Annotated in this window: 13 protein-coding genes; 6 read left to right on the top strand and 7 right to left on the bottom strand. The window is 48.1% G+C overall.

The window, feature by feature from the left end; translation table 11 throughout:
* Positions 1 to 171: 171 nt before the first annotated feature.
* The 7 genes from EC604_RS16875 to EC604_RS16905 form a co-directional block, all read right to left on the bottom strand.
* Entirely contained in the window at positions 172 to 3,483 is a 3,312-nt protein-coding gene (locus tag EC604_RS16875) for an efflux RND transporter permease subunit (RefSeq protein WP_123065278.1), read from the bottom strand.
* A 33-nt stretch (positions 3,484 to 3,516) separates the two neighbouring features.
* Positions 3,517 to 4,446: a TetR/AcrR family transcriptional regulator gene (locus EC604_RS16880; RefSeq protein ID WP_161556964.1), complete on the bottom strand. Its 930-nt coding sequence runs from the start codon at positions 4,444 to 4,446 to the stop codon at positions 3,517 to 3,519.
* A gap of 1,257 nt (positions 4,447 to 5,703) precedes the next feature.
* On the bottom strand, positions 5,704 to 5,835 hold the full coding sequence (locus EC604_RS30850; protein WP_275670044.1) for a hypothetical protein: 132 nt from the start codon (positions 5,833 to 5,835) through the stop codon (positions 5,704 to 5,706).
* A 274-nt stretch (positions 5,836 to 6,109) separates the two neighbouring features.
* Positions 6,110 to 6,424, bottom strand: coding sequence for a DMT family transporter (locus EC604_RS16890; RefSeq protein WP_090922789.1), 315 nt, complete (start codon positions 6,422 to 6,424; stop codon positions 6,110 to 6,112).
* The gene (locus EC604_RS16895) at positions 6,424 to 6,780 is read right to left on the bottom strand and encodes a DMT family transporter (RefSeq protein ID WP_123065281.1); all 357 of its coding nucleotides are present in this window, start codon (positions 6,778 to 6,780) and stop codon (positions 6,424 to 6,426) included. The genes EC604_RS16890 and EC604_RS16895 overlap by 1 nt, the downstream gene beginning before the upstream one ends.
* Positions 6,781 to 6,785: 5 nt before the next feature.
* Positions 6,786 to 7,400 carry a TetR/AcrR family transcriptional regulator gene (locus EC604_RS16900; RefSeq protein WP_123065282.1) on the bottom strand — a complete coding sequence of 205 codons (615 nt, stop codon included), beginning with the start codon at positions 7,398 to 7,400 and terminating at the stop codon, positions 6,786 to 6,788.
* 227 nt (positions 7,401 to 7,627) lie between these two features.
* Positions 7,628 to 9,124, bottom strand: a complete 1,497-nt coding sequence (locus EC604_RS16905) for a phospholipase D family protein (RefSeq protein ID WP_240036972.1) — start codon at positions 9,122 to 9,124, stop codon at positions 7,628 to 7,630.
* A gap of 204 nt (positions 9,125 to 9,328) precedes the next feature.
* Here EC604_RS16905 and EC604_RS16910 point away from each other — a divergent pair, with 204 nt between their 5' ends.
* From EC604_RS16910 to EC604_RS16935, 6 genes are all read left to right on the top strand, one after another.
* Positions 9,329 to 10,258, top strand: a complete 930-nt coding sequence (locus tag EC604_RS16910; RefSeq protein ID WP_123065283.1) for a MerR family transcriptional regulator — start codon at positions 9,329 to 9,331, stop codon at positions 10,256 to 10,258.
* 286 nt (positions 10,259 to 10,544) lie between these two features.
* Positions 10,545 to 12,095 (top strand): phytoene desaturase family protein, encoded by a 1,551-nt coding sequence (locus tag EC604_RS16915; protein WP_123065284.1) that lies wholly within the window; start codon positions 10,545 to 10,547, stop codon positions 12,093 to 12,095.
* The gene (locus EC604_RS16920) at positions 12,092 to 13,555 is read left to right on the top strand and encodes a phytoene desaturase family protein (protein ID WP_123065285.1); all 1,464 of its coding nucleotides are present in this window, start codon (positions 12,092 to 12,094) and stop codon (positions 13,553 to 13,555) included. Before EC604_RS16915 ends, EC604_RS16920 begins: the two co-directional genes overlap by 4 nt.
* On the top strand, positions 13,552 to 14,424 hold the full coding sequence (locus EC604_RS16925) for a phytoene/squalene synthase family protein (protein ID WP_123065286.1): 873 nt from the start codon (positions 13,552 to 13,554) through the stop codon (positions 14,422 to 14,424). The genes EC604_RS16920 and EC604_RS16925 overlap by 4 nt, the downstream gene beginning before the upstream one ends.
* Positions 14,424 to 15,191: a carotenoid biosynthesis protein gene (locus tag EC604_RS16930; RefSeq protein ID WP_123065287.1), complete on the top strand. Its 768-nt coding sequence runs from the start codon at positions 14,424 to 14,426 to the stop codon at positions 15,189 to 15,191. The genes EC604_RS16925 and EC604_RS16930 overlap by 1 nt, the downstream gene beginning before the upstream one ends.
* Positions 15,160 to 15,933 carry a lysophospholipid acyltransferase family protein gene (locus EC604_RS16935; protein WP_123065288.1) on the top strand — a complete coding sequence of 258 codons (774 nt, stop codon included), beginning with the start codon at positions 15,160 to 15,162 and terminating at the stop codon, positions 15,931 to 15,933. Before EC604_RS16930 ends, EC604_RS16935 begins: the two co-directional genes overlap by 32 nt.

Raw genomic sequence — 15,933 nt, forward strand, 5'->3', positions numbered from 1 at the left:
TTTTTGTTATGCATCTAAAATGGGCAGCAGATATATGTTCGTCTTTTTTACGTCGAAACGAAAAAAAATGCCCTTGATCAGGCACGGGAATCATTACAGATTCCAGTACCCGTCAAGGGCAAAGCTTTGCTTGCGATCACATCTGAATCGTGGGGATAACGCTAGACTGAATTAATCGACGATTTTTTTCTTTTTGAATTTCATCAGGAACTCATAAACGATCGGCACGATGACCAGCGTAAGCAGTGTAGAACTGATCAGACCACCGATAACGGTAATACCGAGTCCTTTCGAGATGATACCTGCACTTTCTTCGAGACCTGTTACCAGTGGCAGCAGGGCACCAATCGTTGCGAGAGCGGTCATCAGGATTGGACGCAGACGTGTAGCTCCTGCTTCCAGCAGCGCTTCACGCGTCGTGAGTCCTTCATTTTCCTTATGAATAACACGGTCAATCAATACAATGGCGTTGGTAACAACGATACCAATCAGCATTAGTGCACCCATCATAGCAGATACGTCGAGTGTACCGCCTGCGATGAACAAACCAACCATGATCCCGATTACGGTAAACGGCAGGGAGAACAGGATTGCGAATGGTGCAAGTCCGCCGCCAAACGTCACGACAAGCACGAAGTATACAATTGCAATAGCTGCCAGCATCGCCAGACCGAGCTGTGTAAAGGTGTCATTAATCTGTTCGGTTGTACCGCCAAACTTCACTTCAACACCATCTGGCAAGTCCAGTTTGTCGATGTTTGCTTTCAAGTTCTGTGAAGCCTTCGTCACATCGGAAGCCAGAATGTTCGCTGTCACCTGTACAACCACTTTGCCATCAATGCGCATAATGGAGTTTGGTGAAGTGCCTTCTTCCACTTTGGCTACATCCTTGATTGGAACCTGGATACCTAGCGGTGAAGTGACCTTTTCATTTTCAATATCCTTGATGCTGCTGAACGTTTTGTTGTCCGTTTCTACATAGACTTTGTACGTTTTGTTGTCGATATCCACTTCGGTAAGAACCGGACGTTCACGTACAGGGCTCAGTGCCATTGCCAGTTGACCTGCCGTGAGTCCGAGTTTGCTCAACTTCTCCTGATCGGCAACGAGCGTGTACTGACCGTAGGTGTCGGAGATGGTGGTATCTGCTTTTTCAAAAGAGTCCTTATCCGCCTGAACCAGTTTCAGGACTTCTTCAGCCACAGGTTTCAACTGCTCTACATTGTCGCCGTAGATGGACAGGCTCAAGTTGCTGCCCCCGAATCCGCCAGACATGTCGAGTTCACTCCATGTACCTTTGGTCACCTCTTTTTGCAAACCTTCAACCAGTTGTGTTTTCACATCGGTAAAGTCTTTGGTGTCTTTATTGTATTGGATGTAGAAGAGCGCGGAGTTTCCGCCGCCTCCACCCATGCTAGCGAGCGGGCTGCCGCCGCCGATGGAATATTGCATCTTCTCCAAACCTGGCTGTTTCAGTAACCATTTCTCAGCAACGAGGGCTTCTTTTTCAACATCTTCACGAAGTGAGCCCGTTTCCGGACTATACGTGATCGTAACGAATTTGTCCTTTTGCTCCGGCAGGAAACTTGTGCCAATGAATGGGTACAGGAACAAGCTGCCGACCAATAGTAGAACCGCAATAAGAACGGTAATGATTTTATGAGAGAGCGTCCAGTTCAACAGACGTTTGTAGCTTTCAGCCAATTTGCCCGGCTTCTCTTCATGGTTTTGTTTGTTCTTGATTCCTTTGTGGAACAGGCTGTGTGCCAGCATCGGAACAATGGTGATTGCAACCAGCAGGGAAGCCAGCAGGGCGAAAACCATCGTTAAGGCGAATGGCATGAACAGCTCTCCGACCATACCGCTAACGAGTGCCAGCGGCAAGAATACCGCAATCGTTACAATTGTCGAGGAGAGGATCGGGATAAACATTTCGCGAGTTGCTTCACGAACCAAATCCCGGCCTTTGAGCTTCTCGTTTTTGAGTGTCAGCCTACGATAGATGTTCTCGATAACAACGATGGAGTCGTCGACAACCCGGCCGATCGCAACCGTCATTGCTCCGAGTGTCATCATGTTCAAGGTGATGTCCATCAGGTTGAGCGCCGTCAATGCCATGAGCAAGGAGAGCGGAATCGAAATAATGGAGATAATCGTTGAACGGATGTTACGCAGGAAGATCAGAATAATCAGAATCGCGAACAAGGCACCAAATACGGCTTTGCCCAACATCGTGTTGACGGAATCCTGGATAGGCTGACCTTGGTCAAGCAGGATCGTCAGTTCTGCATTTTTAAATTGCTTTTGCAGTTCTTCGGCTTTACTTTTGACGGCCTTAACCACGTCCACCGTATTGGCATCGTTGGATTTCACTACGGAAATACCGATGGATTCCTTGCCGTTCGTGCGGGAGATGGACTCGGCTTGACCGATGACCTCAATTTTGGCAATGTCGCTCAGCTTCACGGTTGGGATGCCAGCTGCGCTTGCAGCACCTGCGGAACCGGATGGGTTCGCTGCTGCAGCATTGCCGCTGCCAGCTTGACCTGCTGCGGGATTGGAACCTTGCGCAGCACCAGCTGCATCTTGTCCAGCTTGAGCCGATGGATCAGTAGTTTGACCTGTAGCTTGACCGTTTTGCGCACCGCCACCTTGGGAAGCCCCTGGCGTAGACGCACCTTGTTCTGTAGCCGCTCCAGTACCTTGGCCTGCAGAAGCACCAGCGCCAGCTCCGCTTGGTACGACTGGAATCGCTAGGTTTTTCAGATCATCGAGTCCGATGATATTGCCGTCCACAACCACGGCTTTCTGGGATTTATCCAGTTCGAATAGGCCGAGCGGTACACGAATGGATGAACCCTTAACGATTCCGTTCACCGTATCTTCGCTTAGACCGAGTTCAGCCATTTTGGCTTGATCAAACGTTAATTGCACTTCTTTAACGTACTGACCGGACACTTGAACCTGAGCTACACCATCAATATCTTCTAGTGCAGGTTTGATATCCGATTCTACGAGCCGTGTCAGTTCTTCCAAATCCCCGCCGTCTTTGTCAGACAAACTGAGGGATACAACCGGGAACGAGTTAATGCTGAATTTGGAGATCGTTGGTTTCTGCACACTGTCGGGCAATTGCACCTCGTTCAGTGCTTCACGAACCGTAGCTGTCGCGTTCGTCAGGTCGGTTCCATAGTCGAATTCCAGCGTGATGGATGCCGCATTCTCCATGGAAGTGGAGGTGACGGTCTTCACGCCATCGAGGTTGCGCAGCTTCTGTTCCAGCGGCTTCGTGACATCTTCTACAATACCTTCTGGAGCGGCACCCGGATCGATCGCCGTGACATTCAGAAACGGTACATTGATGTTCGGGATGGTCTCCTGCTTCATCGTCATTCCGCTGTACAAGCCTGCGAATGAGATGATGATGGTCAGAATCCAGATTGCAAACTTGTTGTTCAGTGAAAAGTTAATAATCCCTTTCATACGTTGGTTTCTTCTCCTCTCTGTTTCTCCTGTTTATGTGTTTGACGAGTCAGCCTGGATAAACCGGTTATACATGGTATCCATAATGTGCTGGAGCTCGGAGTGCATCGGCTCAAGGATAGTTATCCCTTCCAGGTTGCGCATCATACCGAGAATGATGGCACGCCTTGGCATAAATTCCATGATCTCTTGCCTTAGTATGGCTATGGTCTCAAGCACATCATTTTTTGATTGACCGCTGGGCAGGTCGCTTGATGCGATATCTTGCATCTGTTTCAGAATATGGACGGGATGCCGCAACATGGCTGCATCCGGTTGGGGCTCAGCAATCCAGGCAGGCCACTGATCCAGAGAAATCAGAGGTTCTGGCCGATGCTGGAGGCAGCCCTGTGCTGCATAATCCATCATCTGTAAAAGATGTGTAGCCATCTTATTGACCGTAAGGGAAGGCATTTCGGTAAACCAGATTTTGACGTACGACAGGAAAAGTCCATGTGTCAGCAGGATAAGATCAATCGTATAAGGCTCGATCTCGGAGCCGTACAGATCTTCCAGTTTACTTTTGAACCAATGCAACGTACGTATCTCAATATCTCTTTGCTGAGGGGTGCAGTGCTCCTTGCGCTGTTGTTCATCATCCATCATCATGCTGCGTAGCTGGACACGTAAAAATTCCTTCAATTCCGCGACATGCGTTAGCAGCACCTCAATCTGTTTATGTAGCCGTTCTCTGGAAGTCAGGCTGCTTTCATGTTCAATCTGGGACATCTCATCCATAAGAATGTATACACAGTACTCCAGCGTACTGGCCTCCAGTTCCTCTTTGGATTTGAACATCAGATATAAGCTGCCTTTAGACATCCCGCATAATTCGGCAATCTCCTGCATGGAGGTTGCGGCGCTGCCCTTGGCCGAAAACAGCTTGAGTGCTGTGGTGATAACCAGTTTTCTTTTTTCATTCATCCCATGGATCGGGTTCATTAAGGGTATGTTCACCTCGCTGGGAACTCTTGAGTTCTTATATTGACTTTGTGGTCAAACTAAGTATAAACGATGTGTATGGAGGATTACAAATGTGCACGATATAGGGGGAGAGAGTCGAAAAGTAGATTCAGAGAAGAACCGAGAATAGAACTCAGAAAGAATTGCTAAAGAATTGCTAAAAAACTGAGAAAAGAATTGAGATAAGACATCTAGAAAAGAACTGAGATAAGAATTGAGAAAATAAAGTACATTATACAAGATACAAGCCGTAAACTTATACGTTGCACTTTTGGGAGATGGGGATGGAAGAATGCATAAAGGGCGCATCGAAGACGCATAAAGGAAGCATCGAAAACGCATCAAGAAGGATTCAAGTATGCAGGCCTGGCCGCACGGCTGATCATCTTGATGCGCCAAACTCATTACATCACGTGCCAGGAGATGCGTACTGTGCAAACACAACGAAAACACATCAACACATCAATAACATCAACACATTAAGAACATCAATAACATCAATAACATCAAGAACGTTAAGAACACATTAAGAAAGCTTCAAGGGCGACTCAAGAACATATCGAAAATTTATTCTAACGATCACGGCAGAGCTTATTTGAGCAATATACATCCTTTTGAAATTCTAACGATCACCAGAAACCTTAATTTGCAGAAAACACAAGTTAAACGTGCACTTTCGCATCAAAATCCTTAAATAAGCTCTCCTGTGATCGTTAGAAATATAAAACTTGTAATTTGGCCCAAATAGCGTTACTGGTGATCGTTAGAATTAAAATGCATGCACCGCGCTACTTCGGAAAGGAAAGGAAAGGAAAAGAGAGAACAAACGAAGGAATATCGAATGAAGGGAAGTAAGCCAAGCAAAACAGAAAAACAAGAAAGGGTAAGTAAAGTAAAGTAAAGTAAAGTAAAGTAAAGTGAAGAAGTGAAGTGAAGTATAGAAGTAAAGAAAAGAAGAAAAGAAGAAAAGAAAAGAAGAAAAGGAAGTGGGGCGAAAGCGAAGGAGAGCGCAAACAGAAAGAAATGAAAGTAAACCAATGTAATTAAAATAGATTAGAGTAATTAAAGAAGATATAGAAAGAAGATATAGTACAGTCTCAATAAAAGAAATTAAAAAATAAAAAAGGAATAAATGAAAATCCAAGCAAAGCATTGCGAGTCTAAGCAAAAAGAGCAAGTAAACGGAAGAGAAGATGAAAGGAAAGACAGAGAAGCAGACTATGTTCCTCCCTGGAAATCGTATATAGCGAGCATGATAATCACTGCCAGGAAGAAGAGATAGAAGAGTGCCAGTGCGATCAGGAACGAATAACCGGTATATGCGCCGATACGTACCAACCATTTTTTCATAAAAATTACCCTCCTTCATTCCCATCAGCTTAATGGCAAGACTATTTTTTATATTACATTATACCCCAAATTACCTGTTGTACTTAAAACATTTCGCCCAAAATTTGTACCTGCATAAAAGAACCTAAACAAACCTATCTCCACAAACCTATCTCCATAAATGTATCTACACAATCGCACTTAAGCAATCGTACACAAAAAAGACGACTCCCTGAATGAAGTCGCCTTTCTTAGTGTTAAATTACATCCATTATGTTGAATGGTATTCATTACATTACGTAATGATTTTCAATCCTACTGCTGCTACCAAAATCATTGCAATGAACAGCAGCCGCTTCGCTTCTTTCCGTTCACCAAATAGAAGCATGCCCGTCACCGTACTTCCTACTGTACCAATTCCTGTCCATACCGCGTAGGCTGTGCCCATAGGGATAGATGTCATAGCGTAAGATAACAGCGAGAAGCTGAATACAAACGATACCAGCATCAGGACAATGTAAGGCCAACCCTTACGCGTAGAAGCTCCATTGATGCCGATGACTCCAAATATTTCACATATCCCAGCACCTACTATAGCAAGCCAAGCCATCAGACGGCACCTCCTTTAACTTGGGGTTTCTGGCTTTCCTGCTGATCGGTGACCAGCTTCAGTCCGATGACGCCACAGAGCAACAGTCCAATCAGCAGCATTTTAGCCAGACGGAACGGCTCGCCGAACAGCAGCATTTCGGTCAACACCGTACCAGCTGTGCCGATCCCGGTAAACACGGCATAGACCGTACCCACGGGCAGTCTTTTGGCAGCAGCAATAATCAGGCCAAAGCTGATAAATATGGCGAGTCCCGTCAATGCCCATTCCCAAGCATTCGAGGCATGTTTAAGTCCGCTAACCCAGACAATTTCAATGATGCCTCCTACAAAAACGTATAACCAGTTGCGGTTCATGATGTTCAATCTCCTTCTGTCACAATAGGGCGTGCCTGTTCATTCAAGCTGTGTATACCATTCCAAAAGACGGGCCAGGACGCATCCAGCCGTCTCTTGTACCGACGTGAGCTTCCATAGATAATTTCAACCGTAATGCCATCGAGAAAGGTCATAAAAGCAATGGCGGCCTGCTCGGCAGGAATAGGTGGAACATCCCCCCCGCGAATCGCTCGCTGCAACAGCCGAGACAATGTACGCTCCATGCCGTCCAGAAATGGATACACCAGATCCATCACCTGGCTGTACAGATCGGGAGGTGGATAATAACAATTGCGCAACATCAACCTGGCAGAGGCATGATCCTGATACTCCTGCTCGAACCACGTGAGCAACCCTCGCAACCGTTCTTCCAGTGGCAGGTGGGCGTGGTCGCGGAAATACTCCAAGGTATGTCGCCGCACTTCGTCAAATGCATACTCAAGCGTGTGCATAAACAAGTCTTCTTTACAACTGAAATGCGCATATATAGAGGGTTTCTTAATCCCCACTTCATCAGCTATCGCTCTTAGCGAAGCCCCTTCATAACCGTCTCTAGCAAAATGAAACAGGGCCGCATCCCGGATAGAATAACCAGTCATTATATTCACCTTCCTAACGGTCGTTAGGTAACATCTTTTCACACATTACATCCTCTGTCAAGACAGAACAGCAATCACAAAATACACCCGCCGCACATAAAGATTACAGACGGATGCATTTAGTTAAATGGATGTATGGGTTAAGTTGTGATCTGGAGTCACTGTATAGGCTGAACGAATCATTTACCAAAAACGGGCCTTCATTCAAGCGGAAATAAATACGTCAATTAGAATGTTGTAAACCCAAGAATGAGCTGCAGTTTATACAGAATGCCTTTCAAGAAGGTGGTCTTCTCCTGGAATTCTTCCAGATTCAGAGTGAATTCAGCATCCTCGTTTGTCCAAATGCGCTTGAAATAATTCGCAACGTCTAACGTAAACTTGTTGTCTGCCGGAGCTGCAATCCACACATTGTTCTCTAGATTGTAGTCATTCAGATTCCGGGGAGTGAAGTTGGTTGATCCACCGAGCACGATATGATCTCCGTTAGCCTTCGCGATATACATCATTTTGGTATGGTATTGCTCTTTGGTCGTGTTGTACCAACGAATCTGGATTTTGCCGTTCGATTTATCATGTAATTCGGCTGCTACGGGACGATTGGGAATGCCGATTTTCTCCTGACCAAAGGCATTTTCATTAGGATCGAGCACAAGCCGAATGTCCGTTCCTCGCTCTGAGGCATCCAGCAATGCTTCCAGTACTTTCGGTGAAGCGATATAGAACATTCCCATCCATAGGGTATCCCCTTTCCCGACCTGGCTTAACTCATCGAGCAAGGCATCATTGACTTTGCCTTCGGTCACATAACGAAGGCGAATAGGCCCATCATTTTCACTCGATTTCCCGGATGGGAAGGCCTTGGAAGTTTCGGTATAGTCGGGGAGTTGACCTCCTCCGGATATGTCCACAACAGCTTGCTCCGATTGAAGGATATCCCCAATAATCGGGCCAGTAATCTCAAATCCAATATTGGAGTGATATGCACTTGGATCATGAATGTTGCCTGATGACACGATAGCGGTTTTTTCGCTGACAACAACCTTGCGGTGATTTGCCTTCACATTGAGTAATTTCAGGTAAGATCTCACCGTAACATCCGGGCCATCGGTCGCCATCAGGTTAGGAATCCAACCTTTCCCTGACTGACCGAACCATTGGAAAAACGTACGCCAGACCGCAGAATACACCGGTGTAGAATCCCTCAGTGGAGCATCATTCGTGACGACGACATGAATGTTAGCCTGTTTCATCTGTTCCAGCAGCGGATTGGGGGCCGAGTTATAGTTGGTGTTCACCTCATCGGTAATGAACCAGATGTCCATGTCGGGATGCTGCATTTTTTTGCCTACGAGTGCATCCGTAAACTCCTGACTGACAGGTGGAAAGTTCTGTCCCTTGTGCTGGTAGTTGTTGAACAGAAACATATCTACAACGACAAACTGCTCGGCATCCTCAACTACCTGAAGCATCCGCTGGAAAATCTGCTGTTCATGCTGCATCTGTCCATCGGCAGATGGATACGTGAGATCATGCAGAAACTGCACGTTTTTCACCCGGTATTCCGGGCTCTCATAGGAGATCCCTGGCGGCAGGGGTTTATAGGTCTGATAGAGCATAACAGCAATAAGCCAAAGGATCATTACTGCCAATGCTGTACGTATGTATGGGAATTTGCTGCGAGAAGTTTTGCGGTTAGAGGTATGACGGCGTAATGAGAACAAGGCTGGACTCCCCCTTTCTATCTGTCTATGCTTGCTGACGTTTATTACCACAGGTGCCGCGATGTTGACGCAGGAGCCCTTGAAGGATGTTTATGACAAGCTGGTTCCACAATTTGGGCGTGTTCATCGACAGGTGCAAGGCCGTTGTGTATAATGAACGTATTATTTTTGTAGAACGTTTATGGAGAGAAAGTAGGTAATCACGTGTATTCCATCAAACAAGTCGTTGCCATGCTGGGCATTCAGGCGGTCACGCTCCGGGCTTGGGAAAATCGGTATAATGCAGTCACCCCTGAGCGGACAGAGTCGGGTTATCGCATGTATACGGAAGAGAATGTGGCGGATCTGCGTTGGCTGAAGGAGCAGATTGATCAGCATCAGGCCAATATTTCCGAGGCCGTACGCATGTTGAAGATTAGTAAAGCCAAACGGCCCGAGTCTTCTTCACCTGCGCCGATGGTGCCCCCGGTACCCGTGATGGAAGAGGCTTATGCACAGATGGCTGATCAGATCTATGACTCCCTCTATCATTTTCAGGGCGAGCGTGCCAACGGTTTGATTGATTTTGGTTTCACGATGTACGGATATGACAGCATGTTCTACCATGTGCTTGTTCCAATCTTGGTTCGGGTCGGAGACGCATGGGAAGCAGGACGTGCAACGGTAGCGCAGGAGCATTTCATGACTCAATTGATCTCCCAGCGCTTTTATCAGTTTTTCCATCTGTTCCCGATCTATCCGCATCTACCCAAAGTACTTGCTCTCTGTCCGGAAGGGGAGCATCATCAGGTTGGTTTATTGTTGTTCTCTTTATTTATGCGCAAAAATGGAGCGGAAGTCCTGTATCTCGGAGCCAATACACCGGAAGAAGGGGTATTTCCAATTCTCCGTGAGCAGAAAATCAAACTGGTTTGCCTATCGATCACGAGCCCTGAGCTTGTAGAAGCCTGTGACCAGTTGATTGGGCGGATTCAGGACGAGTTTCCTCATATCCGTTTTGTGCTGGGCGGCAAAGGGTTTGAACGTGCGAAGCATGCTCGTTACCCAGAGTGGATTATGCCTGAAGATTCGGCAGACTGGCAGTCTTGGATTGAACGGGAATATTTTACGGATCGCCCACCAGGTGCGGGATAATGATTGTATAGCAATCACACATAAAGCAGATAATGCGGGAATAGATTCATAACATAGCGGACATCCTTTGATCCAATGATCAAGGGATGTTTTTTTATATATCCATACATAGAAAAGATGATTAATTTGACCCGTGGGTCATTTTATGTTTTACTTGTCGTATAATATTTGTACACCATTTGTATAATGTTTTTTAGTTTACCCGCTTGAAGTGTTTCAATGCGGTTTAATAATAGGTTAGGGGCTTAAGAACTAGAGATATTCCCTACATAGAAAGGTGAGTGGCATGATACCGAATCAACAACGCAAACGTGCAGCTGTCATTGGCGCAGGCCCGGGTGGACTCGCGGCAGCCATGTTACTGTCCGGTCAGGGATACGAGGTCGATGTATACGAGAAACAGCCAGCCATTGGCGGACGATCTTCCCGTCTGGAGCTTGGTGAATACAAGTTTGACCGCGGGGCTACCTTTTTGATGATGCCTCAGTTGATTGAAGAGATGTTTGATGTGGTCGGACGCAAGCTGTCGGATTATGTAGATATGAAAGAACTGACCCCGCTGTACGCTTTGAACTTTGGAGATAAGGTGTTCACGCCTTCACGCAATCGGGAGGATACAGCAGCGCAGATCAAAGAGCTGTTCCCCGGCAATGAAGAGAATTACCTCCGGTACATGCGGGACGAAGAAGTAAAGTTTGGCAAAGTGATGCCACTGCTCCGCCGTCCGTTTGGCAAGCTCACCGATTATTTACGTAAAGATGCGATTACGGCTCTACCTAAACTTGATATAAATAATACGGTTTACGGCATTCTTTCCCGGTACTTTACCGACGAACGCCTGCGTTGGGCCTTTACATTCCAGTCCAAATATTTGGGGATGTCCGCATGGGATTGTCCGGGAACATTTACGATATTGTCGTTTATCGAACACCAATATGGACTGTTCCATCCGATCGGCGGCGTGAATCGGGTATTCCAGGCGATGGCCGATGTCGTTGAGGAGAATGGCGGACGTATTCACACGAGTACACCTGTGAAGCAGGTTATTGTTCGTGATGGTCGCGCCGAGGGTGTACTGCTTGAAAGCGGAGAACGGATCGAAGCCGATCATGTCGTAGTCAATGCCGATTTTGCCCATGCAGTGAACCATTTGTTCGAACCTGGCGTACTGAAGAAGTACACACCTGAGAAAATGAAACGCAAAAAGTATTCCTGTTCTACAGCGATGTTGTATCTAGGCGTAGACGGCGAGATTGATCTGCCGCATCACTCCATCTATTTTCCAGAAGATTACCGGGTGAATGTGGATGAGATTACGAAGCACAAAATATTATCCGCTGATCCGTCTCTATATGTTCATAACCCATCCAGACTCGATCCGACACTCGCACCAGCAGGAAAATCTGCACTTTATGTACTGATGCCGACACCAAACCTTACAGGAGACATCGACTGGGAGGCTGAACGAGCGAAGGTACAGGAAGCGATGTTGAAGCGTCTTGAAGCGATCCCTGAGCTGGCAGACATCCGTGGGCGGATTGAAGAATGCATGATGTTTACACCGCTGGATTGGCAAAATGAGCTGGATGTATACCAGGGAGCAACGTTTAATATGGCACATAACCTGGGTCAGATGATGTATCTCAGACCGCACAATCAGTTCGAGGAATTGGAGCATGCCTGGCTGGTTGGTGGAGGAACGCATCCAGGCAGCGGTTTACCGACTATTTTTGAATCCGCACGAATCAGCGTGAGACTCATTCAGGAAGAGGATGCGCGAAGACGTACGAAACCATCCTCTTATGTGAAAACAGCGGAAGCTGGAGGCCACTCATGAAACGAGCTGCTGTTGTAGGTGCAGGGATTGGGGGACTGACCTCAGCTCTGCTGCTGAACCGTCAGGGATGGGATGTTACGGTATACGAGCGGGGCTCCCGCGTAGGTGGACGGATTGCTTTTGAACAGGAAGGCGATTACCGGATTGATCAGGGGCCGACCATTGTCTTGCTGCCCGAGATGTTGCTTGGCATTCTGGAAGAGGCTGGTGTGGATCGCTCCAAAGTCGAGCTGCTGCGCTGTGACCCGTTATACCGGGTGCACTATCACAGCGGACGTGTCATGACCAAGAAGACAGACCGGAGTGAGCAGATGGCCGAGATTGAAAGGTTATTCCCGGGAGAAGGCAGTGGATTCACAAGATTCATGAAGGATATGGACACGTTGTTTCCCGCAGGCCGAGCGGCGTTTCTGGAACAGATGTTTCCGCGCAAAAGGGACTTCTTCACCCCTTCGCTCATGTCGCTTATGGGCAAGCTGCGTGCACACAAGAGTGTGCGGAAGGCTGTAGGGGATTACTTTGAACATGAAGAATTGCTGGATGCCTATTCGCTGCAAAGCTTGTATATCGGTGGGTCGCCCTTTGGCACGCCGGGCATTTATTCATTGCTTCCTTACGCCGAGCACGAGTATGGCATCTGGATGGTGAAGGGCGGATATGCGGCTCTGCCCGCTATTCTGGAGCAGGAACTGCTCTCTCGCGGCGGCAAGATCAAGCTGAATACAGAAGTTACTGGATTGAAGATAAGTAATGGAGTGTGCGAAGGGATTAAAATGGCTGACGGTGCTGAAAAGGTGGATGCCGTGATCTATAACGGGGATTTTCCGAACTTGAATGGGCTACTGAAGCAGGTGCCGGAAATACCCGTGAAACGCAAGCCCTATCGCCCTTCATCGGGGTGCGTGCTGATCTATGCCGGAGCAGACAAAAGGTGGGAGGAGGCCACAACGCATCAGTTTTTCCTGCCACCAAGCCTAGATGGTAGTTTACGCCAAGTGTTCAACGAGCGCCGTATTCCGGCGAAGCCATCATTTTACGTATTCAACCCGGCTGCGGTGGACGAGACAGCTGCACCTCCGGGACAGAGTGTACTGTATTTCCTCATTCCGGTACCGGATGCAGAAGGCGTGAACTGGGAACACGAGAGTGAGGCGCTGGCAGAACGTGTGCTGGAAGAGGCGGAGCGGCGGGGATTCCCGGGTTTACGTGCAGCGCTGCAATGGAAAAAGGTACGTACACCTGCTGACGCCGCGCGTGATGGTCTTTATGGTGGAGGAAGCTTTGGCATTGCTCCTGTCCTGTTTCAGTCAGGAGTATATCGCCCGCAGCCCAAGCCGTTTCCGAAGATACAAGGCTTGTACGCTGCCGGGGCTTCGGTACATCCAGGAGGCGGCGTGCCTATTGTGATGCAGGGCGCTAGGATGGCTGTCAATCAACTCATGAAGGAGATGGGGAAATGAACGAAGCAATTTTGAGCAGGTGTGAAGAGTTGATGCAGAAGGGTTCCTCGTCTTTTTATCAGGCATTTAAGGGCCTGCCGAGTCCCCGCCGCGAAGCGGTATATGTCATCTATGCGTTTTGCCGCATGATTGACGATAGTGTGGATGAGCCGGAGCAATCGACATATACGATTCATGAGATTCGTGATTTATTTGAACATCTCGAAGAAGCCGAGGGACATTTTATCTGGCCGGCACTGAGATGGCTGTTCGGCAGTTTTCCCCATCTGGACAAAGGTCCGTTTTTTCGTCAGATGGAGGGACAATTAACCGATCTGGAAGTGACCCACTATACAACACTGGAACAGCTGGAACACTATTGTTATCTGGTTGCCGGAACTGTTGGTGAGATGTTGCTGCCTGTGCTGCGTAATGATAACGGCGCAGAAGTGGCGATGAACGGCATTGCGCTGGGCAAAGGCATGCAGATTGTGAACATTATTCGAGACGTAGGAGAAGACCGGGCCAGAATGCGCCGCTATGTACCGCTGGAGATCATGGAGAGACACGGTTACTCCGAACAGGACTGGGAAGACGGTATTGTGGATGACCGATTTATTGCTATCATTCAGGATTTGAAAGCTGCAGCGCTTAACTGGTTCAGGATCGGCATGGATCGTCTGGACACCTATCCGGTTGAGAGTGCCTTTTCGATTGAGTTAGCCGCGGCCTTCTATTCAACTATCCTGCACGTCGTGGAGCGTAACGACTACGATGTGTACACGAAACGAGCGTATGTCAGCGATGAATTGAAACTGGAGATGCTGGGTGCGATTGTGAAACGTTATCCGATGCTGGCGTATCAAGCTTCCCGAATGGCGGTATCCTGATGGTTCAGTGGGTGTACTGGGTATGGTACGCCATTGGTGCTATCCTAATGCTTACAATTGGTGTGCCTGAGGCGTTATCCTTCTCTAATGGGCTATTTCTAGTGTTCTACTCGTTGTATGTGCTTGACCTTATATATCAGCAACATCGCCGATCTGACCTGTCCGACCAGTCAGTCAAGTGGCTACGGCCCGGCCTCTGGATATCGTCCTTTATCATCTGGCTGGGCGGTATGGGTGTGGAATGGATCGGTGTACATACACACTGGCCTTTTGGCGAGTATGCCTATTCCGACTTCTTTGGCATCCATCTGTTCAGTGTACCGGTAACACTTGGATTCGCCTGGATCGCAGTCGTTGGCAACTCGGCGCTGATTAGCGGCGGTGGATCGACTTGGGGTGGTAAGTTGGTACGGGCAATCAAGACGGGATTTTGGGCAATTGTGCTCGATTTCGTGCTTGACCCTGTCGCTCATGCAAGGGGATTCTGGGAATGGCAAGCACCGGGCGGATTCTACGGTGTCCCGTGGACAAACTACATCAGTTGGTTCATTATGGGTGCATTTCTGTCTCTCTTTTTGCCGGCCATGCCGAAGGATCGACGTTCCCTGCTACGGGCAAAATGGCTGTACCAGCTGTTTATCCTTCTGTTCGGCCTGCTTGCATTAAAAGAAGGTATAACAGGCAGCTTCATCATTGCCATCGCAGGTGTACTGCTTGCCGAGGGGAGCTGGCTGTATGATTCGCGCCGTAAAGTCCAAAGCGTTTGACCGGGTGTTCTCGCTGTACAACCATTATTATCTGCTGCACAGACGCTTTCGTTCGTTCACGCTCTCGGGTTCTCTTGACCCGCAGATGATGGATGGCAACGGCATGGGCGGGATGGAGCCTATGGCGCCGGAACAGCCCGTTGTCTATTTCATGAACCATAGCTCGTGGTGGGATGGTCTGTTGCTGTATCATGCGGCGAAGCAAACTTCACGCGGTGATCATTATGTGATGATGGAGGAGCGGCAGCTTCGGCAGTATGCTTTTTTTCGCAAACTCGGAGCGTATTCAATCAACAAGAACAGTGCATCTGGTGTTCGGACATCGTTGCAATATACGAATGAGTTGCTGGCTGCTGGCAAAAGGGTCTGGATATTCCCGCAGGGTGAAATTATACATCAGGAGGCTCGGCCGATTCAGTTCCGTCCGGGCATTGGACTCGTGCTTCGTCGTTTTCCGCAGGCTATTGCCGTGCCGGTCACCTTATGTCATGGCATGGTTCAGCATGACCTGCCTGAAATCTCAATGAAGGCTGGCCCGCCGATCGTGGAAGATTGGAACGTGTGGAAGAGCGAAGAGATTGCAGAGCGGCTGGGACATGTGCTGGAGCAACAACTGAATGATCATAGAGCAACGTTGATTCGACTTGGACAAGGAAGTCTGCCAGATGCAAGGTCATTGATTCGGGGCACGCGTTCCACTAGCGAAAAATATGATGAGGCACGAAAGCGGGTGAACCGATAA

The organism is Paenibacillus amylolyticus (assembly GCF_003719335.1).
Classification (GTDB): Bacteria; Bacillota; Bacilli; order Paenibacillales; family Paenibacillaceae; genus Paenibacillus; species Paenibacillus amylolyticus_D.